At 60.2% G+C, this 22,083-nt stretch carries 20 protein-coding genes; 9 read left to right on the forward strand and 11 right to left on the reverse strand.

Annotated elements, in window-relative coordinates:
• The first annotated feature begins 70 nt into the window (after window positions 1–70).
• On the forward strand, window positions 71–508 hold the full coding sequence (locus tag RBB29_RS09325) for a GFA family protein (RefSeq protein ID WP_306114791.1): 438 nt from the start codon (window positions 71–73) through the stop codon (window positions 506–508).
• A gap of 4 nt (window positions 509–512) precedes the next feature.
• Here RBB29_RS09325 and holA read toward each other — a convergent pair whose 3' ends face one another.
• Together holA and leuS are read right to left on the reverse strand one after the other, a co-directional pair.
• Complete coding sequence (holA, locus tag RBB29_RS09330; protein WP_306114792.1) at window positions 513–1,541, reverse strand: DNA polymerase III subunit delta; 1,029 nt, start codon at window positions 1,539–1,541, stop codon at window positions 513–515.
• Window positions 1,542–1,565: 24 nt separating this feature from the next.
• Window positions 1,566–4,103, reverse strand: coding sequence for a leucine--tRNA ligase (gene leuS, locus RBB29_RS09335; RefSeq protein ID WP_306114793.1), 2,538 nt, complete (start codon window positions 4,101–4,103; stop codon window positions 1,566–1,568).
• Between the two features lie 149 nt (window positions 4,104–4,252).
• On the opposite strand from leuS, the gene RBB29_RS09340 reads away from it, so the two are divergent.
• Window positions 4,253–5,506, forward strand: a complete 1,254-nt coding sequence (locus tag RBB29_RS09340; RefSeq protein ID WP_306114794.1) for a glycosyltransferase — start codon at window positions 4,253–4,255, stop codon at window positions 5,504–5,506.
• 99 nt (window positions 5,507–5,605) lie between these two features.
• Here the strand turns inward: RBB29_RS09340 and RBB29_RS09345 are convergent, their stop codons facing one another.
• Window positions 5,606–6,373 carry a glutamine amidotransferase gene (locus tag RBB29_RS09345; protein WP_306114795.1) on the reverse strand — a complete coding sequence of 256 codons (768 nt, stop codon included), beginning with the start codon at window positions 6,371–6,373 and terminating at the stop codon, window positions 5,606–5,608.
• Window positions 6,374–6,592: 219 nt separating this feature from the next.
• On the opposite strand from RBB29_RS09345, the gene RBB29_RS09350 reads away from it, so the two are divergent.
• Window positions 6,593–7,813, forward strand: a complete 1,221-nt coding sequence (locus tag RBB29_RS09350; RefSeq protein ID WP_306114796.1) for a 3-deoxy-D-manno-octulosonic acid transferase — start codon at window positions 6,593–6,595, stop codon at window positions 7,811–7,813.
• Entirely contained in the window at window positions 7,810–8,811 is a 1,002-nt protein-coding gene (gene lpxK / locus RBB29_RS09355; protein WP_306114797.1) for a tetraacyldisaccharide 4'-kinase, read from the forward strand. Before RBB29_RS09350 ends, lpxK begins: the two co-directional genes overlap by 4 nt.
• Window positions 8,812–8,997: 186 nt before the next feature.
• On the opposite strand, the gene RBB29_RS09360 is transcribed toward lpxK, so the two are convergent.
• The 3 genes from RBB29_RS09360 to RBB29_RS09370 are packed head-to-tail and all read right to left on the reverse strand — an operon-like array spanning window position 8,998 to window position 11,288.
• Window positions 8,998–10,110: a CaiB/BaiF CoA-transferase family protein gene (locus tag RBB29_RS09360; protein WP_306114798.1), complete on the reverse strand. Its 1,113-nt coding sequence runs from the start codon at window positions 10,108–10,110 to the stop codon at window positions 8,998–9,000.
• Window positions 10,110–10,760, reverse strand: coding sequence for a DsbA family protein (locus RBB29_RS09365; protein ID WP_306114799.1), 651 nt, complete (start codon window positions 10,758–10,760; stop codon window positions 10,110–10,112). Before RBB29_RS09365 ends, RBB29_RS09360 begins: the two co-directional genes overlap by 1 nt.
• Before the next feature lie 18 nt (window positions 10,761–10,778).
• A complete protein-coding gene (locus tag RBB29_RS09370; RefSeq protein ID WP_306114800.1) occupies window positions 10,779–11,288 on the reverse strand; it encodes a DUF721 domain-containing protein in 510 nt (169 codons plus the stop codon).
• 80 nt (window positions 11,289–11,368) lie between these two features.
• Between RBB29_RS09370 and mutY the strand changes: the two genes are divergently transcribed.
• The 3 genes from mutY to RBB29_RS09385 all read left to right on the forward strand — a co-directional run bounded on the left by mutY (window position 11,369) and on the right by RBB29_RS09385 (window position 14,173).
• The gene (gene mutY, locus RBB29_RS09375) at window positions 11,369–12,433 is read left to right on the forward strand and encodes an A/G-specific adenine glycosylase (RefSeq protein ID WP_306114801.1); all 1,065 of its coding nucleotides are present in this window, start codon (window positions 11,369–11,371) and stop codon (window positions 12,431–12,433) included.
• A 38-nt stretch (window positions 12,434–12,471) separates the two neighbouring features.
• Window positions 12,472–13,611 carry an alkane 1-monooxygenase gene (locus tag RBB29_RS09380; RefSeq protein ID WP_306114802.1) on the forward strand — a complete coding sequence of 380 codons (1,140 nt, stop codon included), beginning with the start codon at window positions 12,472–12,474 and terminating at the stop codon, window positions 13,609–13,611.
• A 118-nt stretch (window positions 13,612–13,729) separates the two neighbouring features.
• Window positions 13,730–14,173, forward strand: a complete 444-nt coding sequence (locus RBB29_RS09385) for a response regulator (RefSeq protein WP_306114803.1) — start codon at window positions 13,730–13,732, stop codon at window positions 14,171–14,173.
• 162 nt (window positions 14,174–14,335) lie between these two features.
• Here the strand turns inward: RBB29_RS09385 and RBB29_RS09390 are convergent, their stop codons facing one another.
• From RBB29_RS09390 to RBB29_RS09400, 3 genes are all read right to left on the reverse strand, one after another.
• On the reverse strand, window positions 14,336–15,442 hold the full coding sequence (locus RBB29_RS09390; protein WP_306114804.1) for a site-specific DNA-methyltransferase: 1,107 nt from the start codon (window positions 15,440–15,442) through the stop codon (window positions 14,336–14,338).
• Between the two features lie 98 nt (window positions 15,443–15,540).
• Window positions 15,541–16,164: a ribonuclease HII gene (locus tag RBB29_RS09395; RefSeq protein WP_306114805.1), complete on the reverse strand. Its 624-nt coding sequence runs from the start codon at window positions 16,162–16,164 to the stop codon at window positions 15,541–15,543.
• A gap of 82 nt (window positions 16,165–16,246) precedes the next feature.
• Window positions 16,247–16,762 carry a hypothetical protein gene (locus RBB29_RS09400; protein WP_306121132.1) on the reverse strand — a complete coding sequence of 172 codons (516 nt, stop codon included), beginning with the start codon at window positions 16,760–16,762 and terminating at the stop codon, window positions 16,247–16,249.
• Window positions 16,763–16,953: 191 nt separating this feature from the next.
• On the opposite strand from RBB29_RS09400, the gene RBB29_RS09405 reads away from it, so the two are divergent.
• Both RBB29_RS09405 and RBB29_RS09410 read left to right on the forward strand, forming a co-directional pair.
• Window positions 16,954–17,193, forward strand: coding sequence for a hypothetical protein (locus RBB29_RS09405; protein ID WP_306114807.1), 240 nt, complete (start codon window positions 16,954–16,956; stop codon window positions 17,191–17,193).
• Window positions 17,194–17,277: 84 nt separating this feature from the next.
• Window positions 17,278–17,916 (forward strand): transcriptional regulator, encoded by a 639-nt coding sequence (locus RBB29_RS09410; protein WP_371931467.1) that lies wholly within the window; start codon window positions 17,278–17,280, stop codon window positions 17,914–17,916.
• Window positions 17,917–17,928: 12 nt separating this feature from the next.
• On the opposite strand, the gene RBB29_RS09415 is transcribed toward RBB29_RS09410, so the two are convergent.
• Complete coding sequence (locus RBB29_RS09415; protein ID WP_306114809.1) at window positions 17,929–19,506, reverse strand: hypothetical protein; 1,578 nt, start codon at window positions 19,504–19,506, stop codon at window positions 17,929–17,931.
• A gap of 178 nt (window positions 19,507–19,684) precedes the next feature.
• Window positions 19,685–21,946, reverse strand: coding sequence for a cellulase family glycosylhydrolase (locus RBB29_RS09420; RefSeq protein WP_306114810.1), 2,262 nt, complete (start codon window positions 21,944–21,946; stop codon window positions 19,685–19,687).
• Between the last annotated feature and the right edge of the window lie 137 nt (window positions 21,947–22,083).

Below are 22,083 nucleotides of genomic sequence, written 5' to 3' on the forward strand. Positions count from 1 at the left end.
ACTGACAAATTTTGTCACGACACTCTGTCAGAAGACACCCATTGCCACAGTCATCAAAAGAGGAATTGTCATGCCCAAGACCGGATCCTGCCTGTGCGGCGCCGTGAAATATACCGTCAAATCCGAGATCACCCATGCGGGTGCCTGTCATTGTGGCATGTGCCGGAAATGGTCCGGCGGCATCTATATCGGGATCGCCGTGCCCGGCGACGGGATGGAAATCGAGGGATCGGAAAATGTCACGACATTCGCTTCTTCGGAATGGGCGGAACGCGGGTTTTGCGGGAAATGCGGCAGCAATATCTATTACCGCGTGACCGCGCCTGGCCCCTATCAGGGGACCTATCACATCGGCATGGGAACTTTGGACGACACGGATGGCGTGACCGTGACCGAAGAGATTTTCACCGATCTCAAACCCGAAGGCTATGCGTTTGACGGTAACCTCAAAGGCATGACCGAGGCGGAAGTCATGGCGATGTTCGCGCAAGCGGGCGAGGGGCAGTAACCCCTCACCCCCGCGCCGCCATCATCGCCAACCGGATCAGCGTTCGTTCAACCAAAGCCATCTCCGGCGCGCTGCGCCCGGCGGAGCGCAGTTGCAGATCGGTATCCGTCAGCAGGCTCAGCGCCTGCTCCAGCCGCGGCGCGCCCCATTTCTGCGCCTGCCGCAGCATCCGGTCACGGCGCGGGCCAAAGATGGGCGGGCGCATCCGGGCAATCCCCTGCGCCGCGCCACCCGGGTCGGAAGCCGCCGTATAAAGCGCGCGGAAATGGCGTGTGGCGCCGATGCAAAGGCCCACGGGCTGCACCCCCTGCGCCTTCAGCTTCTTCATCACCGGACCGATTTCACCGGCCCGCGCCTCGGCCACGATGTTGAGCACATCATCAAGGTCGGCCTCGGTCGAGGTCGGCGCACAGGCCGCGATATCGTCGGAGGTGACCGGCGTGTCATCCCCCATCTTGTAAAGCGCGAGTTTCTCCATGGTCTGGCGGAAATCGCCCGGGTCAAGATCCCGCGACAGCGCCGTCAGGTCGGCCATCGCATCACTGCCCACACCGGTCAGGCCGGCCTTGGCCAGCGTCGCCTCTATCTCCTGCCGCGACGGCGGATCGTCGTAAATCCCCGTGGCATATGCGTTTTGATGCCCCTCAAAGAGTTTGCGCAGCTTTGACGACGCCTTGAGCGTGCCCGCCGTCACGATCACCTGCGCGTCGCCCTCCGCCCAATCCGACAAGGCATCGGTGATCGTGGGTGTCATCGCATCGGTGGCATCTTCGACAAAGACCACGCGCGGGCCAGGAAAGAACCCCTGCGCCTTGATCGCATCCAGAAGCATCGCCGGGTCCTTGCGCAGATCGCCCGCCGGAATACGGGTCAGGCGCATCTCTTCCTCGCCATCCGGACCAACGAGCGCAGCAATCACCTCCTGCCGCCGGAGCGCGATGCGCATGGCGTCAGCACCATAGATCAAGAGCCCGGTGCGGCTGGGATCAGGCCGGGCGAAATAGCCGGGCGCGTCGCGGGTCGAGAGCTTCATGCGCGGCCCACGCTATCAGTTTTGTCAGATGACCACATTCACGATCCGGCCGGGGACAACGATGACCTTCTTGGGCTGGGCCCCATCCAGCGCCTTGACCACAGCATCGGTGGCGAGCGCAGTTTTTTCAACCTCAGCCTCGTCCATATCGGGTGGCACCGCGATCTCGGCGCGGCGTTTGCCGTTGATCTGGATCGGCAAGGTGATGGATTGATCGACCAGCATCGCCTCGTCCGCCTGCGGCCAGGGGGCGTTCACGATCAGGCCCTCGCCACCCTGATGCGCCCAGATATCTTCGCTGAGGTGCGGGGTCATGGGCGACATGAGCTGCGCTAGCGTCATGATCGCCTGTTTCTGCGCCGCATGACCCGCCTTGGATTTCGACAGCACGTTGGTGAAGGCATAGAGCCGCGCGATGGCCGCGTTGAAGCCGAAACTCTCAACGCCAAGCGTCACGTCGCGGATGGTCTTGTGCATCTCGCGCAGGAGATCCTCGTCGCCCTCGCCCTTGGTGCCCGCGTCCATCGCGCCAATCCGGTCGCAGAGGTTCCAGACACGGGAAAGATGCTTGAACGCGGCCTCGGCACCGCTCGCCGTCCATTCCACATCGCGTTCCGGCGGGCTGTCGCTCAGGACAAACCACCGTGCAGTATCGGCACCATAGGCGCTGATGATATTGACCGGATCAACGACGTTCTTCTTGGATTTCGACATCTTGGCCGAAGGGATGATCTCGACCTCGGTCCCATCCACCAGTTTCCCGTCGGTCACATCCTCGGGCAGGTGATAGACCGGGCGGCCGTTGCCATCGCGGGTCTGGTAGATCTCATGGGTCACCATGCCCTGCGTAAAGAGTGCGTCGAAGGGTTCGATCGCCGTCGACGGCAAGTGGCCGGTGATGTGCATCGCGCGGGCGAAGAACCGGCTATAGAGCAAGTGCAGGATCGCGTGTTCGATGCCACCGATATACTGATCGACATTCATCCAGTACTTGGCTTCAGCCATCTCGGTCGGCGTCTCGGCCCGGGGCGCGGTGAAACGCGCGAAATACCACGAACTGTCCACGAAGGTGTCCATCGTGTCGGTCTCGCGTTTCGCCGGTTTTCCGCATTTCGGGCAGGAACAGTCTCGCCATGTGGGGTGGCGGTCCAGCGGGTTGCCGGGAATGTCGAACGTTACATCGTCTGGCAACTCAACCGGTAGGTTTTCCTTTTTCTCGGGCACCACGCCGCAGTCATCGCAATGCACCACCGGGATCGGACAGCCCCAGTAGCGTTGTCGCGACAGACCCCAATCGCGCAGGCGGTATTTGACCTGACCAGTACCCAGATCCTTGGCTTCGAACCAGTCGATGGTGGCGTCGATGCCCTCCTGGCTGGTGACTTCTCCGATGTCGGCGAAATGGTCGATATAGGTGACCTTTTCGGACTTCACCGGAACAAGCGCGTCGTTCTCGACCTCGGTCTCGTCACCGGGCATATAAAAGGCGTTGCGCACGTCGAGGCCGTATTTGCGGGCAAAATCAAGGTCGCGTTGATCGTGGGCGGGGCAGCCAAAGACCGCACCGGTGCCGTAATCCATCAAGACAAAATTGCCGACCCAGACCGGCAATTCGACCTCGGGCCAGACGGGATGTTTGACCGTGATGCCGGTATCCAGGCCCTTCTTCTCGGCCTTTTCCATTGCGGCTTCAGTCGTGTCCATCTTGCGGGTTTCCGCGATGAAGGCGGCGAGGTCGGCATTGTTTTCCGCCAGTTCGCGCGACAGCGGATGTTCGGGCGAGATCGCGATAAAGCTCGCGCCGCGCATCGTGTCGGGGCGGGTCGAATAGCAGACGACCGGATCGCCGCCATCGGTGCGATGGAACGGGATTTCGATGCCGCGGGACTTGCCGATCCAGTTTTCCTGCATCAGGCGGACCTTGGCAGGCCAGTTGTCGAGCCCATCGAGCGCCTCGAGCAGCTCTTCGGAAAAGTCGCTGATCTTGAAGAACCATTGGGTCAGCTCACGGCGTTCCACCTCGGCGCCAGAACGCCAGCCCTTGCCGTCAATCACCTGTTCATTGGCCAGCACAGTCATGTCGACCGGATCCCAGTTCACCACCGCATTCTTGCGATAAACCAAACCTTTTTCCAGGAAATCAAGGAACAGCGCCTGCTGCTGCCCGTAATACTCCGGATCACAGGTGGCGAATTCGCGGGACCAGTCGATGGAAAGGCCCAGCGGTTTCATCTGCCCACGCATGTCGGCGATGTTGTCATAGGTCCAGGTCTTGGGGTGGCCGCCGATGGCCATCGCAGCATTCTCCGCAGGCATCCCGAACGCATCCCAGCCCATCGGGTGCAGCACGTTATGACCCGTGGCCATTTTGTAGCGCGCGATCACGTCGCCCATCGTGTAGTTGCGCACATGGCCCATGTGGATGCGGCCCGAAGGATAAGGAAACATCTCGAGCACATAGTATTTCGGTTTGTCATCCGTGTGGGTGGCGCGGAAGATCCCGGCCCTGTCCCAGGCCTCTTGCCATTTGGCTTCGATTTCAGCGGCGGAATAGCGCGACATCGGCGTCGGCTCCTCTGGTCATCTCGTTGGTCCAGAGCGTGATAGGCGCATGGGCGGGCATGGTCCAGTGATAAGCGCAAAAACCGGGCCTTTGCAGGCTGCGGTGGGCCGCATATAACCGTGTCAGGGGCAGGCAGGCGACAAAACAGATGAAAATCCTCTTCATCCACCAGAATTTTCCGGGTCAGTACAAGCATCTCGCGCCGCTATTGGCCTCGAAGGGGCATCAATGTGTGGCGCTGACGTTGCGCGTGGAGGAGCCCGTGACATGGAACGGCGTGCGGGTTCTGCCCTACAAGCTGCCGGATCGGTCGGGGCAGAACGTGCATCCCTGGATCCTCGATCTGGACAGCAAGGTGACACGGGCCGAAGCCTGCTATCGCGCGGCGGTGAAGATGAAGGAGGCAGGGTTCACGCCCGGCCTGATCCTGGCGCATCCGGGTTGGGGCGAAGCGATGTTTCTGCGCGATGTCTGGCCCGATGCGCGGATGGGGCTTTATTGCGAGCTTTTTCATCATGCGAAATACCCGCATCTGAATTTCGATCCCGAATTCGACAAGGCCAATCCGGCGACGGAAGTGCTGCGGATGCGGCTGAAGAACCTCAACAACCATCTGCATTTTCCCCATGCCGAGGCGGGCATCAGCCCGACGCAGTTTCAGGCGGGGACTTTCCCTGCCGAGTTTCGCGACCGTATCACCGTGAGCCATGACGGGATCGACACCAAGACGGCGGTACCGGACCCCGATGCGCGGCTGCAGATCGAGGGGGTGTGCGATGTGACGCGGGACGATGAGGTTATCACCTTCGTCAATCGCAACCTGGAACCCTATCGCGGCTATCATGTTTTCATGCGTGCGCTGCCGCGGCTCCTGAAGGAGAGACCGAATGCGCAGATCCTGATCGTCGGTGGCGATGAGGTCAGTTATGGCGCGCGACCCGAGCCGGGCAAGACCTGGAAGCAGATTTTCATCGACGAGGTCCGGGGGCAGATACCGGATGCGGATTGGGCGCGTGTGAGATTTCTAGGACGCATTCCCTATGACCAGTTTATTCGGCTGCTGCAGGTCAGCCGCGTGCATGTCTATTTGACCTATCCGTTCGTGCTGAGCTGGAGCCTTTTGGAGGCGATGAGCTGCGAGGCGGCAATCGTTGCCAGCGACACGGCGCCGGTGCGCGAGGTGATTGCCCATGACGAGACTGGCAAGCTTGTTGACTTCTTCGACGGCGACGGTTTGGTGACCGAGATCTGCGCGCTTCTGGAGGATGAGGCGGCGCGAGGCCGGTTGGGGGCTGCCGCGCGGACGCTGGCCCGTGAGCGGTTTGACCTGGCATCAATCTGCTTGCCGCGACAGTTGGAATGGGTCTCAGCCGTCATGGAGACCGACCTGATACCACATTGAGTGCGCATGCGCGCACGCCGAGTATCTCGTCAATCGCCTCCGGCTCTTTCCTCGGGGTCTGTTTGACCCAGGTGACGCCCCAATTCAGCCGGAGTACCGTTACGCGCGGTAACGGTCCACGAAGTTCCGAAGTACGATTTCGGGGGCATGCACGTCTGCGGCGGCACACATCTCGATCAGTTCTTCAGCGGCCTCGGGGGGGAAATACCCCTGGTGCTTGTAGATCAGGATACGGGTCTTGAAGCCATCGCCATCGGCTTCGGGATGAAACTGCGTGGCATAGACGTTCTGGCCATGGCGGACCATCTGGTAGGGACATGTCGGCGAGCTCACCAGGTGGGTACATCCATCCGGCAGGGATTGCATCGCCTCCTTGTGCCCGACAAAGGCCTGAAACTGCTCTGGTACGCCTTCAAGAAGTGGCTCCCCCTGGCCATCGGGTGTGATTTCGCAATCGGACGTGCCGACCGGTTCGCTAAAGGCCGCTTTGCTCACGTCGCCGCCAAGATGTTTGCCAAGGATACCGATCCCGTAGCAACAGCCAAGGAAGGGGAAATCGCGGGTGGTGACCTCGGGCATCAACGACATCACCGCCGCTTCGATCCGCGCCTCAACCTCGGATTTCTGTTCCGGCGCGTCGCTCACGCAACCGGGGCCGCCGCCGACGATGATACCTGCGAAATCGTCGAGCCGCAGGTCCGCGGGCAAGGGCGATTGATCCAGCCGGATGCGCAAGGTTTCCTCCGCGGTAAGGCCGCCTTTGCGCAGGATGGCCGCATATTCGTCATCAGCGGCTTCGGTTTCGGGGCGCAACTGGAGGATCAGGAAGGGTTTGGGCATGGGTTTCTTTCGACAGATGATCGGCATTGGTTGCCCCTTTCCGACCTTGTCGTCAAGGCGCCTGCCCGCGCCCCGAGTGCTGACCGTTGCTTGACCCCGCCCGACAATCGAATACCCTGCGCGTCAATTCATACCTCGCAAGGGCCATCCGATGAACCGACGCCTTTCCCCGATCCCTGATCGAGAGCGCGTCAACCCAGCCCGGAGCCCTTGCCGCCATTTTGAAATATTGGGGTAATCTGACACATGGGGCGTTCTCTGAGCCTGGCTGCCTATCTGGCTTATGCGCGCGGGACGCCCCGGGAAGGTGTGCCGCCATCGCTTCCCCGTCCAGCTGGCGAACTCGTCTGGGGCCACGCCGCGGATGCCAGCCGTGCGGATGCGCTGTTGCAACTGGCCGAGCGGCTGGTTCAGCAACGGCCCGGGATCACGATGCTTTTGACCAGCGCGGAAGAGCTGCACCGAGACAGCCCCGCAGGAGAGGACGTGATCTGGCAAACGGTGCCCGAGGACTCAGTTGCGGCGGCCGAGGTTTTCCTTGATCATTGGGCGCCTGACCTTTGCCTGTGGACCGGTGGCAACCTGCTGCCTGCGCTGATCAGTGGCGCCGATACGCGCAACATCCCGCTCTATCTGATCGACGCGGATGAATCCCTGCTGATCCGACCCGGGTGGCGTTGGTTCCCCGATCTACCAAAGGCGCTGTTTTCCCGGTTCTCGGCGATCATGGCGCGCTCGGCCAATGCCGCGCGGGAGTTGCGCCGCATCGGGACCGGCGATACCGAGGTGACGGTGACCGGTCCGTTTCTCGAAGGGGCGGTGGCCTTGCCCTATGACCAGTCGGATCATGACGAGCTGTCAAACCTACTGCGGGGACGGCATGTGTGGCTGGCGGCGATGGCGCAGGTCGATGAGTTGCGCACAATTCTCGAAGCCCACAAGAGCGTCAGCAAACTTGCCCATCGCGCCCTCCTGGTGATCGTACCCGACGACATTACCGAGGGCGACGCATTCCGAAAGATACTGGCCGATGGCGGCTGGCGCCATGCGATCTGGTCCGAGGGGGATCTGCCGGAAGAGGCGACGCAGGTGTTGCTGGCGGATACGCGCAATGAGCTTGGGTTGTGGTATCTCCTGGCATCGGTCACCTTCATGGGCAGCTCGCTTGCCATGGGCCAGGTCGGCCGCGATCCGAATGAACCTGCCGCCCATGGATCTGCGATCCTCTACGGGCCGAATGTCAGCCGCTATGTGACGGGCTATACGCGCTATGCCGAGGCCGGGGCCGCCTGCCTGGTGCGCGATGCGGTCTCAATGGCAACCGCCGTGGAGCGGCTGATCGCGCCGGATCAATCTGCGGAAATGGCTCATGCCGCGTGGGATGTGGCCTCGGAAGGGGCCGAGGTCATGGACCGCATTCTCGACCTGGTGCAGGACACCCTGGACGTTGTGGACAGCCGACCATGAAGCCTCCACTTTTTTGGTACACCACGCCTGATCGCCGGTCGATTGCCGCCAGGCTTCTCTCGCCGCTCGGGGCGCTCTATGGGCGGGCAACGGCGCGACGACTTGCCCGGGATGATGGCGTCCGACCCGGCTCCCCGGTCATCTGCATCGGTAACCTGAATGCGGGCGGGACCGGCAAGACACCGACGGTGATTGCCCTCGTACAGCACCTGCAGTCCATGGGCGTGGTACCGCATGTCATCTCCCGCGGGCATGGGGGGTCGTTGTCGGGTCCGGTCAGCGTCGATCCGAAATCCCATGGCCCGGATCAGGTCGGGGACGAACCCCTCCTGATCGCTGCTTTCGCGCCGGTCTGGGTCTCTCGGGACCGCGCGGCAGGGGCTGCGGCGGCCAAGGCCGCAGGGGCCGAGGTGATCGTGATGGATGACGGGTTCCAAAATCCATCGCTGGTCAAGGATCTCTCGATCGTGGTTGTCGATGCGAAAAAGGGATTTGGAAACGGCCTCTGCCTGCCTGCGGGCCCGTTGCGCGAACCTGTCGGGGCGGGCCTGGCACGGGCTGATCTGTTGTTGTCCATCGGGCCAGAGGCGGCGCAGAAAAACTTCGCGGAGCTTTGGCGCGGGCAGATTGACGTGCCGCTTGTCAGGGGCCATCTGGCACCGCTTGAGACCGGCATGGATTGGCAGGACACGCCGTTTCTGGCCTTTGCCGGGATCGGTCATCCCGAGAAATTTTTTGCCACTTTAAAGTCACTCGGGGCGACACTGCTTGTTACCGAGGCCCTGGACGATCATCAACCGCTTACACCGGCCCTCATGGCGCGGCTGGAAAACGACGCGCGGCAGGTGGGTGCGCAATTGGTCACCACTGAAAAAGACGCGGTCCGATTGCCGCCCGAGTTCCGTCAGAAGGTCATTACCTTGCCGGTACGTCTTGAGGTGGAAGATTGGGGACCAATTGACACGGCACTGAAGACGGCGGGTGTAATGGACACCTGAATTGCCGAGACCAAGGACGATCCAACGGCAATGAGGCTGCATCAGGCGGCCAACAAATCCCGCCTTTGGATGTTTTGATTTTGGACAAAGGTCATGCCGAGCGGTCTCTGCATGTGACCGTTTCGCCCTGGGGTCGTCCGACCCAAACAACAGGTCCCGGATCAAGTCCGGGACGGCAGCGGTGTTCTAATTGTCCTGCCCCAGCTTCGGTGACGCCCGCTCCAAGGCCAGTTCCGCGCCCGAGAAACGGAAAGGCGAACGAACGCCCGGTACGCCATCCGGTGCAACCTGCATGCGCCGCGCCTTGACCTGCGGGTCGTCGAATACCTCATCCATATGGTTGATCGGCCCTGCAGGGACCCCTTGATCTTCGCAAGCGGCCAACAGGTCCGCCTTGGACACGGCAGAGGTCTTTTCGGTCAGGAGTTCGGTGAGGCGAATGCGGTGTGTCACCCGGTCGGCATTGGTCGCGTAATCCGGGTTCTCCGACAGCTCGACCAGGTCCAGAAGGCCGCAAAACCGCTGGAACTGCCGGTCATTACCGACGGCGACGATGATATGCCCGTCGGCGCAATCAAACACCTGATAGGGCGACAGGTTGGGGTGATAGTTTCCCATCCGCGTCGGCGCCTTTCCGGTGGAGAGGTAATTCATCGCCTGATTGGCCGTGACCGCCACGGCCACGTCGAGCAGCGCCATGTCGATATGCTGGCCCTTGCCGGTGGCGTGGCGCTGATGCAGGGCGGCGAGGATCGCGGTGCTGGCATAGACGCCGGTAAAGACATCCGTGGTGGCCACACCGGCCTTCTGCGGCTGGCTTGACGGATCGCCGGTGATCGACATCAGGCCCGACATGCCCTGGATGATGAAATCATAGCCCGCGCGATGCGCGTAAGGTCCGTCTTGTCCAAAACCGGTGATCGAGCAATAGATCAGGCCGGGGTTGATCTCGGACAGGCTGTCATAGTCGAGCCCGTATTTCGTCAGGCCGCCCACCTTGAAATTCTCGATCAGGATATCCGCATCACGCACCAGATCGCGCACGGCCGCCTGGCCCTCGGGAGTGCGGAAATCAGCGGTAACGCTGGCTTTACCCCGGTTGCAGCAATGGAAATAGGCCGCGGAATGATCGTCGCCGCGGTCGATGAAGGGGGGACCCCATTTGCGGGTATCGTCGCCTTCGGGGCTTTCGACCTTGATGACCTCGGCCCCGAGATCGGCCAGCATCTGCCCGGTCCAGGGACCGGCCAGAATACGTGCAAGCTCAACAACCTTCAGGCCGGCAAGTGGCGCAGACATTACTCGGCCAGCTTCTCTTCGATGACATTCTTGAGGTCGCCATAGCTCATGTTCGAGTATTTCTGCTCGTTGATGATGAGTGTCGGCGTGGAATCCACCCCGTGCGCACTGGCGTTCTGCTGATACCAGGCCACGAGAACCTTGGACCTTTCTTCGTCGTTCAGGCAGGCCTGGATCTGATCTTCGCCCAGCCCGGCCACCTTCCCGATCTTGGTCAGGTTGTCAAAAATCTGCTGGCGCGATGCACCGCGTTCGGCCCACTGGCTTTGCCGGTTATAGATCATGTCGGCGATGCCGAAGAACCGGTCCGGCCCGGCACAGCGCGCCAGTTGCGAAGCGGCAACGCCAAGCGGATCGAAATAGACATCGCGATAGATGAAATGCACCTTGCCCGTGTCGATGTAATCTGCCTTCAACTGCTTGAAGGGCCCCTTGTGAAAGGTGGCGCAATGCGGGCAGGTAAACGAGGCGTATTCGATCACCGTGACCTTGGCGTCCTCGGGCCCCATGGTCATTTCAACGACGGACGACGTGTCGATATCCGCCGCCTGCGCGGCGTCACCCGGCCCGGTGCCGGAACTTGTGGTCCAGTATGTGGCACCCGCCGCGATGGCAAGGCCAACAGCTCCGATTAGTATCAGTCGATTCATCTGGCTCACCTCCGGTGATCACTGTTTGGGTTTGGATAGGATGTTCTGACCCAGGGCTTCAAGGGCAGATCGCAGCGACATATCGTCTATTGGTGCGGTCAGGTCTGCCGCCGCCTTCCGCGCCGCAGGATCCGCGGGCGTGGATGGCTGCTTGGTCGGGCGGTGGTCGAAGCTGACCTTGCCATCGGCAAAACCGGTTGGCGCGGTCTGGGTGATGCGAATACGCGAAATGGCGTTGTAGCCATAAACCGCGTTCACCTTCTCGCGCAGCTTTTCCTTCTGCATTTCAAGCATCGGTGCCTGCGCGCCCGTGGTCAGCACCGTCAGCGCCGCACCCAGTCCCTGCCTACCATAGCTGACTTCGACAGGGCGGGCGATGGCGGCGATATCAGCCCCCACGATTTCGGCCCAATGGGTCAACACGCGCGATTCCGAAAAGCCGCGGCTTTCCGATGCGCGCCGGATGCGCTTTTTGAGCAACGACGAGGTGCGGGTGAACCCGCGCGTCGTAGCCGTGCGCTCTGTCATGGGTGACCTCCTGTACTCATGCCCTAATTTAAGGCATGTGACGGGGCATACCAGCCCCTAAACTCGCGCAAGGATAACGAATGTGTGAAGCTGCCAAGGCCGATGATCTGCTGCGATGGTATGACCGCCATGCCCGCGTCATGCCCTGGCGTGTCGGTCCCGCGGCGCGGGCCGAGGGCGTATTGCCTGACCCGTATCGCGTCTGGCTCTCCGAGGTGATGTTGCAGCAAACCACCGTCGCAACGGTCAAAGCCTATTTCGAACGCTTCACCGCCCGGTGGCCCACGGTCATGGATCTGGCCTCGGCGGAGGATGGCGACGTCATGGGGGAATGGGCGGGGTTGGGCTATTACGCCCGCGCGCGCAACCTGTTGAAATGCGCGCGGGTCGTGGCGGACGACTTCGGCGGGGTCTTTCCAGATACACGCGACGCCTTGCTGGCGCTGCCCGGCATCGGCCCCTACACGGCATCGGCGATATCGGCCATCGCCTTTGACCGGCCGGAAACAGTGGTGGATGGCAATGTTGAGCGGGTCATGGCGCGGGTCTTTGACGTGCACACCCCGCTTCCTACCGCCAAGCCGGAGTTGACCGAGCGCGCAGCAGCCCTCACCCCCGCAACGCGGCCCGGTGACTACGCCCAGGCGGTGATGGACCTTGGAGCGACGATCTGCACCCCGCGTTCACCGGCCTGCGGGATCTGCCCTTGGCGCACTCCGTGCAAAGCCCGTGTCGCGGGAAGCCAAGCCGACCTGCCCCGAAAGCTGCCGAAGAAAGCCAAGCCGACGCGCGTGGGCATCGCCTATGTGGTGCAGCGTGAAGATGGGGCATGGCTTCTGGAACGTCGGCCTGACAAGGGGCTTCTGGGCGGAATGCTCGGCTGGCCCGGCAGCGAATGGTCGGTGGACGCGCCCGCCCTCGCACCACCGTTGGAGGCCGAGTGGCAGATATTGTCCGAAGAGGCGCGGCACACCTTCACGCATTTTCACCTCCGCCTACGAATCGCCGTCGCCCGCGTGGATGACCTCACGGACCCGCCAATCGGTCGCTTTTTGCCCGCCGCAGCATTCAAACCCTCGGAGTTACCCACCGTCATGCGCAAGGTTTTCGATCTTGCCCGTGTCGCAGTCGAAGATTTGGGCTAAACTCTGCCGCAACAGAACACCCCTGTCGGAGCCACCCGATGCTCAACTCGCAACAAGTCGCCCGGTACCAGCGCGCCCTCCCGTTCTGGGTGTCGCTTCTGCTTGTCCCGATTTCTCTCTTCAGCGCCACCCATGGCGGCTGGACGCTGATCCTGATCCCGATCCTGACGTGGTTCCTGTTCTCGATCCTCGATGCATTTCTCGGGCTTGAGCTGGACAATGCCGACCCCCAGATCGGCGAAGAGCACCTGAGCTGGTACAAGGCCATCACCCTGATCTGGACCCCGGTGCAGTTCCTGCTGCTCTATTGGATGATCTGGTATGCCAACGGGCCGGGTGACGCGCATCTGTCACCGTTCGAGACCATCTTCCTCTTCTTCGGCGTGGGGGTGATCACCGGCTCCATCGGCATCAATTATAGCCATGAGTTGATGCACCAGAAGGACAAGACCGAACGCTGGATGGGGGATATCCTGCTTGCCATGGTCCTTTATTCGCATTTCCGGTCCGAGCATCTGCTGGTGCATCACCGCTATGTGGGTACGCCGCGCGATCCGGTTACTGCCCGCTATAACGAGGGGTTTCACCGCTTTTTCCCACGTGTCCTCAAATCCTGCTGGCTCTCGGCCTTTCGCGCCGAAAAGGACATGCTGGCGCGCAAAGGTCTGCCCTGGACGCACCTGAGAAATCCGTTTTTCCGCTATTGGGCGCTTCAGGCCGGGATGATGGCCCTTGCCCTGCTGCTCGGTGGCTGGACCGGCCTCGCGCTATTCATCTGGCAGGCCCTTGTCGCGATCTGGCAACTCGAACTGGTCAACTATATCGAACATTACGGATTGACCCGCAAACACCTGGGCGATGGCAAATACGAACATGTGAAACCGCAGCATAGCTGGAATTCCGCCCATAAGGCGTCGAACTGGCTGCTCATCAATCTGCAGCGCCATTCCGATCACCACTACAAACCGGACCGCAGGTTCCCGCTGCTGCAGACCTATTCGGACGGTGATGCACCACAGCTGCCCTTTGGCTATCCGGTGATGACAATTGCGGCGATGATCCCGCCCCTGTGGCGCAAGGTCATGAACCCGCGCGTCCGCAGGTGGCGGCAGATGTACTATCCCGAGATCACGAACTGGAAAGCCTATAACAAGGCGCAGAACCCGCAGCCGCGCTAAGCATGACGGAATAAAACCTTGGCAATTCTAAGGTTTTTCGCCGTACCGAGGCCCGCGGCGATTAAGCCCTGATTAAGCCCTTTGTGACAGTGTCGCGGGGCAAAACAGGACGATGCCGATGTATGCGCAATTGAAACAGACGGTTCAAAAACCAAAATGCCTTGTGATCGAAGACAGTGTTTTCGATCAGCGCATGATCCAACGGATGATTCGTGGCGCGGGTGTTGATGCCGATGTTCTGTTTGCCAGCAGCCTGGAAGCCGCGCGGCGCATCCTGGCGACACATCGTTTTTCAATGATCCTGTGCGACAACAACCTGCCCGATGGCAACGGGACGGATTTTGCGCAGACGCTGTCGAACGATCCCGGCTATTTCGACATTCCGATCGTGATCGTATCCGGGTGGCCATCGCCCTTCATGTGGGCGAAGGCGAAGGCTGCCGGGCTGCCCATCATCGACAAGAACGATCAGCTTCAGGCGAAACTGGCCGAGTTCTTTCGTCGGCGCTTTGGGCGTGGCACAACCTTCGGTCCACGGCCAAAGCCCAAACTCATCAACTAGAGTCCTTTTGACGTTGCAGCGCGCCTCTTTTGGAACGGCTCGCCTGCGGGTCAAACCCGGTACGCTCTTAAGATCAAAAAGAGCCCCGCCTGTGACAGACGGGGCAAGGTATGGTGCAAATGGAAGTCAGACCACAGGCACCGGCGGTGTTCTTTGTTGAATTCAGTTCGCCATTTCGGCGCGGATCTGTTGCCGTAACAGGTCAATCGGGACGGTTTTGCCATCGCGTTTGAAGCACCAATAGGTCCAGCCATTGCAGCTCGGCGCACCTTCGAGATGGGCCCCGACCTGATGGATTGACCCCTTGATATCGTCTCCTATCAACGTGCCATCTGCGCGCACCTTGGCCTTGTGACGTTTGTTCATTGAATAAAGCTCTTCGCCCGGGCGCAGCATTCCGCGCTCGACCAGTTGACCGAAGGGAACACGGGGTTCCGCCCGTTTGCTGACCGAAACCTGCAGCGCCTCCCGGTCGAACTTGCGCGTCGCCTTCAGGCGTTTCTCCGCAACGGTGCGATAGGCTTCTTCGCGTTCGATCCCGATGTAGTTGCGGCCCAGCATCTTGGCCACGGCGCCAGTTGTCCCGGTGCCAAAGAACGGGTCCAGCACGACATCGCCGGGATTGGTCGACCCGACCAGAACGCGATGTAGCAGGCTTTCGGGTTTTTGGGTCGGATGCGCCTTGTCGCCCTTGTCGTCCTTTAGGCGTTCATGCCCGGTGCAGATCGGCAGCACCCAGTCGCTGCGCATCTGGATACCCTCGTTGAGCGCCTTGAGCGCCTCGTAGTTGAAAGTGTACTTGCCACCCTCTTGCTTGCTGGCCCAGATCATCGTCTCATGGGCATTGGTCAGCCGCTTGCCGCGAAAATTCGGCATCGGATTGGACTTGCGCCAGACCACATCATTCAGGATCCAGAAACCGGCATTCTGCAACGCCGCGCCAACGCGGAAGATATTGTGGTACGACCCGATCACCCAGATCGCCCCATCGGGTTTCAGCAATCGCCGCGCGGCCGCCAGCCAATCCTTGGTGAACTTGTCATAAGCGGCAAAGGACGAAAACTGATCCCAGGCGTCGTCAACGGCGTCCACCTGACTGTTATCCGGGCGGTGAAGGTCGCCCTTGAGCTGCAGATTATAGGGCGGATCGGCAAAGATCAGATCAATGCTCTCCGCCGGCAGACTGTTCATCATTTCGATACAGTCACCAGCAAGAATCGTGTTCAACGGGAGCGCATCGACGCCCTTTGTTTTACTTTTCGTCGTCATTTTCTGCCTCTGGTCCCGGCGCTTTTGCGCTCTGGTTCGCTGAGGTCAAAGATGAGTCAAAGGCGATTCGCCGTCAAATTCTTTTTTGAATCAAATGCTTAGTTATTTTCTTGATACAAGATATTGTGGACGGGCTTGAACGAACGTCTATGGTGTGGGGTCACCCCAAGATTTTGCAAAGCCTCTCTGTGGCTTTTTGACGGGTAGCCCGCGTTTGTTTCCCATCCATAGCCGGGATACTGTTGCGCCAAATCCCACATGATCCGATCCCGGCAGATTTTTGCAACGATCGACGCCGCCGAAATCGACACCGAAATGGCATCCCCCTTGACGATGGATTGCGCCGGAACGGTCAGACCCTTCGGGATCATATTGCCGTCAATCAACGCCAGGTCCGGCCTTTGCCGCAACCCGGCCACCGCGCGTTCCATTGCCAGATGCGAGGCACGGAGGATGTTCAGATCGTCAATCTCGGCCACGCTGGCATGAGCGATGGACACATCGGCGCAAGCCATCAGCGCGTCATTGAGCGCCGCGCGCCGTGCCGCCGTCAACCGTTTTGAATCGTTCAGACCTTCGGGAATATTGGCCGGATCCAGAACAACCGCCGCGGCGGTGACCGGCCCGGCCAGCGGGCCCCGGCCCACCTCATCCACACCAGCGATGACACGTACCCCGGTGTCAAAAGCGTTCTGTTCCAAAGAGTAATCCGGCCCATCCATGGCGGCCACAAACCACAGTTGCGCCCGCAATGCAAAAGGGGAGAGCCGGAACCCTCCCCCTACTGCTCGATTATGCCGTGGATCAGTATTGCGCAGCGGCATATCCGTATCGGCCAAGGCAGCCACTGCGATAGACAAGCCGACGCTTGTTGTTGCGCAGGATACGGGCCGTGACAGCACACTCACGCGGCAAGGCGTTGGTGTAGTGGAATTTCCGGTCCAGGCACCAGTTGCTGTACCCGACAAATCGCTGGCCATTGCGGCGCGCGTTTACCCGGCAGGATGCCGGCAGCAGCTTGCGTTGTACCCGTTTCGGCAGGGGGCGCGCGCCATGATTGTCATAGCGGTTCCCCTGGTAAGTATGGCGTCGATGTTTGCGATGCGATTTATGGGGGCGGTGACCGTAATAGGGGTAATTGCGCGATACCTTGTCGTCATCACGCGCTTCCTTGATCGCTGCGCCGATGATCGCGATAGCGGCGACACCGCCAAGGATCTTCAGAAGATCGTCATTGTCAGCGCGCGCAGGTGCCGCGGTCAGTCCGGTGATCGCGACGGCTGTGGCCAGAATTGTCGCTATGAATCTGCGGTACATCATTGGTTTTCCTTTCAGGCATCATCGGGTTGTGTCGCTCCGGCGGGTGGGGCGTGTGTTCGATGATCCAAGAATGCGGTTTTGCCCCCGAGACAGGCAATATCGACACAATGTTATCTAATAACAGGCTGTTCCGGGGCCATTTCCGCGCACATGTTATTGAATAGCTGTGAACAGTCGCGCATGTTTGCCGCATGAAACGCATTCTGATCATCCCCGTGGCCATCATGGCCCTGACCATCGGCGCCCAGGCGGCCAATGCCGCCTGCTCGGTCGAATACAAGGCCAAGCGCGATAACCCGCTCAAGCTCTTTCACGATGTTGCACAGGTGAATGGCGACTGTAACATTGCCGCCGTTACACAAAAGCTCGAGAAGAGGCTAAAGAAAAAGGGGCTGACCCTGCTCAAGGTTCTATCGGTCAAAAAGCAATAGGGTCGGGAAGGATCGGTTTTGCATGAATTGACGAACTCTGCCGCAGATGCGCGCCGTACGGGAAGCCGTGCGGTGGTCATTGGCATGGCTGCGGTGGTTTTGATCCTGTCGGTCGCGGCGGTTCTGTTGTTCCTTAGCCTGCCGGATGCCAACGCGTTCAACGCACGGGTCGAGCGGATCTTTGTCGAAAACGATGCGCTGACCACGGATGCGGAAATCAAGCTGCTCGAAATTCTCGCGCTTTCCGGTACGGCGTTTTCCGAAACGCTTGTCAGCTACCGGATGGTGATTTTCGTGCTGCTGGTGTTTGCTGCGGCCCTCCTGGTCGCGGCGCTGGTTTTCCTGGTGATGCTGATCGCGATGAATCGGCGGATGGCACAGATCGAACGCTCGGGTATTCAGGTCAGCTCACTGCTGATAAGCCGCGAAGAAAAGACCGTGTACCTCAACAACATGGGGTTCAAGCTGACCGATGCGGCGATGGAAACGCTGTCCATCCTGGCCGAGGCGCGCATGGATGATGACGTTCTGTCCGGTGCCGAGATCGAGGCGATGATCTCGGGCCGCAGCGCCAGCGACTGCGAAGAGGCCGCCGGTGCCACGCGCATCAAGCGCCTGCGGGATACGCTGGGCAATCAGCTGGTCAGCGAATTGCTGGTCAAGAATATCGCACGCCGTGGCTATATGCTGGCGATCGACAAAGATGTGATCCAGGTGATCTGAAGCCGTATCCCGTCAGGGTTCGTCGAAAAAGCTCCAGCAGTTCGAGAATTGTTGGATGTTGACCCCGTGGGCCTTACGGCTTTGGTCCATCCTCGAAAAGATCGTGTTAGCAGCCTTGGCGCGCGCCATGAATTCCTGCACCACGCGCCCTGCAATCGCATCACGCGCAGAGTATTCCAACAACAAGGCGTTCGTGTTCAGGATCAGGTCGGAACCGCCCAACCTGAAGCGATCCAACCCGGCAAACCCCATCTTTGTCTGTGGCAGCTTGTGAGGGTAGGTCGCATCCGGTGGCAGGTCCTCGAAGGCGCGTTCGGTCTCGTAGGCCTTGAGGATGTTGGCGTAGAAATAGGCGCTGGCGCCGATGATCTTTTGATCCTCGTTGACGCCGTGATCTAGGAAGGTCTGAAAACTCGAAATAAGCCAACGAGTGGGCAGAAGCCCCAGCAGAAGCGGATATTCTTCGGCCCAGAGCCGTTGGAACAGGGCCGCGGCATGGGCGGTGTGGGGCGTATCCCGGCGCAAGTAACTGATCGCGAGCCCAAGCAGAAAACAAATCTCCGGTTGATCGCGGAAGCGATAGACTAGGATTTCCGCCTGATTGCTCATCCGCCCCCGACCAATCTCGGGAAGGTCGCCTTCGGCTTCGACGATCTGCGTCCGGAGCGGTTTGAGATCAATATCAAGGTCAGGCATCAGATTTGGCTGATCCTGCTGCCGCACACGTTTTTCGACGCGCCGCCACAGGGGGTCGAGCACTTTGGGCAAATTTTCGGGCTTGTCCGGTACGTGGAACCAATCGGTGTTGTCTTGGACGGTAACCTCGGCTGGGGTGTCGTTTTCGCGGGGCGACAGCAGCGACAGTTTGGCCAACCGCTTAGCCTCCTGCGAGGCGCTTGAGCGGTTGATGCGCTCCATCAGGAAAACCTCCGTGTCGCTTGGCGACACGTTGGCGCGGCTTTCGCGGATCGCACCGATATCCGCGGATCGCAGGCCGGGGATCGCCGCAAGAAGGCTCTGCATGGCGGATGTCTTCTCACCCGACGGGTAGTCGATCAGCACGAACCGTTCCCGCAGGTGCCGACTGGCCTCGGCGGTCACGCCATCCCACAGACCGTCGCTCTTGAGGAACTGGGTAAACCCCTCGAGCTTGCTGAATTTCTGCCGGTGCTTGAGGTTCTGGACATAGGCGCTTTTGATCCAGTCGTCCGGGTCGCGCAGAAAGAAGTAATAGCGGGTATCAAACGCCTCGAGCGCCGCGTCCAGAGCGGCGATATTGCGCCAAAGCGCCGGATAGACCTCCCGCACCCGGCGGGTCCCGGGCAAAATTCCCGAAAGGTCTTCGCAGGACAGGATGCAATCCCCCGGTGCCTGACCGCACAGATCAGCAATCTGCTCCAGCGCATCAGCGGCGTCGAAAGCCCGCTCCGCATTCAGAAGTTTAGCGACCTTGGCGAGGAGCGGCGTTGCGATCGGGGTCAGGCCACATCGCGCCTCAAGCACGTCGGCGTTTTCCTTCAAGGCACGTTGGATGGCGGACGAGCCGGTTTTGTGCGGCCCCAGATGGACATGTACCGTCTTCCTCGCCATCCGTTCACCTGCTGTTGGCACGACCTCGCCGCCGATTTCGCGGCGGCCTTGGTGCCAATGTCCCCAAACCGCGGACAAGATTCAACGCTGTCGTGATGGAAAGCCATCAGTGTTGCAAATTTTATCTCTCAGGCCGAGGTTGGCGGACCGCGTTACAGCGACCGAAACGCCCGGTGGCTTACATCGCGAACATATCTGTGGCGATTTCCTCCGCGGTGACGGATTGAAGCTGAACGATGCTCTGCCCTGCGACGCGCAGGTCGACGCCACGGTCAGTCTCGACAACCTCGATATCGGCAAAGGTGATATCAAGATCCGTCAGGTCCAGAATGTCCTGCGACGTGTCGAAATCAAGGATCGTGTCGGTGCCACCGTCGTTGTTGTAAACGAACGTGTCCTGGCCATCGCCGCCGGACATGACGTCGTTACCCTGGCCGCCATCAATGGTGTCATTGCCGCTGCCGCCATGGATGACATCGTCTCCCGCGCCCCCATCGACATCCACATCGGCGGAATAGGCCAGCAGCTTGTCGTTACCTTCGCCCAGATCGACACTGGCACGACCGGATTCGGCCAGGACAAAATCATTGCCGTCACCGGTCTCAACCTCAACATCGTCACCGCCCAGTATACGCACGAAGTCCTTACCCGCGCCGCTGTCGACCGATGCCGTGGACTCGCCCGTAAAGATCGTGTCATCGTGGTCGGAACCGATGAAATGCTCGACATTGGCAAACGCATCTGCTTCGCCGCTTTCGTCTTTTTCGGCGACGCCCTCGCGGGCATAAATCCGGACGGCTGAGGCGTTGTCAGAATAGTCCAGCGTATCTTCGCCCGCGCCACCGTCGATCGTGTCTGACCCGGCGCCGCCCACGATAAGATCGTCACCCGCCCCGCCCGACAGCGCGTCGTTGCCGGCGCCACCATCGATCAGGTCATCACCGTCAAACCCGTTGATTTCGTCATCCCCGTCGAGGCCCCAGATCTCATCGGCGTGGGCCGTGCCATCGAAGGTGTCATTTGTGGCGTTCTGATCGTCCCCGAACAGGCGCACTCCCGTGCCATTGGTGATCACCACCTGCACGACTTCGTAGTCACCGAGCGAGAAAGTGTAGCTGCCGCTGTTGCCGATCTCGCCATGGCTAATCGTTTTCATCGTCGCTTCAACGCGGTAGTCGGTGGCGGATGCGCCTTCGGCGGCGTCCAGGACGGTGGCATGGATATGCGAACCGGCCGTCATGTATTGCCCGAAATCGACATTCAGGTTGATCGTTTCCCCAACACCGGACGCGAGATAGAGAACCGTCTTGCCGTCACCCTGGAACACATAAGTGCGCCCGATTTCCTGCCCGTTGCCTGCGAGTATTTCATCACCCTGCACGGTTTCGACAGCCTGCGTATCGACCAGTTCACGGCGCATCATCCGATAGAGGAACCCCGTCGACGTCAGGTGGTCATCCCCTTCCTTATTGCTGAGCGATGCGGGGCCGGGCGCTTGCGCGGTCCAGATGGCGGACATGTCAACGCCCTGCTCCATCATGTTGGAAAAGACGTTCAGCAACGCCACATTGCGCATCAAACCGGTGACCGACGTGTCGTCGGGGCCGTTGCCGCCGATATTCCACTCCGTCACAACCAGATCCAACCCGGTTTCATCGGAGGTGTCCCAATAATCCGCCATATCCTTGAGGCGACGGTTGACGTTCCCGCCGAGAATCATGGAGTTGCCGGAGCTGGTCGAGGCGTAGAAATGCGAGATCAGGCCATCGACGGCATCCAGTTCCTGCTGCGTGAACTGCGCCGCGAGTTCCTGATCGTCTTCAATGCCGTTGCCGTCGTCGTCGCCACGGCCAGCCTGGATGTAGACGCCGGTATCCGACCACTCCGCATCTTCCTGGATGACCTCATCAATCCAGAGTGCCATCTTGCTCTGCAATTCGCCGAATTCGGCCGCGGACCAGTTGAACTTGTCCTGATACCACTCATTGCCAATCTCAAAGCCACTGATCTGCGCGTCCCCGTAATCCCCCGCCAGAACCGCGCGCACGAAATCCTTGATGATGGCTTCGGCCGCCGGGTCAATCTCGCGGGTATCCTGGTCGAAATACCTGTAGGTTGGCAGAACGATGACCGCTTTGGACCCAGACTGCGCCGCGTAGTTCAGAAACTCCTGGATCGGCGTTACATCCCTATCATTGCGGCCAAGGATGCTTGGCTGCAGGGTCGCCGTCGGGTTGGAAAGGTCGAAAAACTCTTCGGTGACCGTACCGCCGGGATACCGGATCAGGTCAATGCCGACGCGATCCATGATCTCGGGAAAGGTGCTGTCGGCACCGACGCGATCATGATGAAACAGGTAGTTCGTTCCAAAATGCTCTGCCCCGATGACGGACCCAACGGTCGCACCACCTTCAAAATCATATCTGACATTATACGCCATTACGCACGCTCACCACAAATCGCCCCGGCGTTGTTATGAGCCAAAGCCAGTTAATGATTTGCCAATATCGGCTAGGAAAGCATGAAGCATTTATGCTGCATTTTAGAGGTGCCAGAGATGTGGGTCAGGACACTGTA

Origin of the sequence: Roseovarius sp. MMSF_3359, from assembly GCF_030733385.1 — a bacterium.
Lineage (GTDB): Bacteria > Pseudomonadota > Alphaproteobacteria > Rhodobacterales > Rhodobacteraceae > Roseovarius.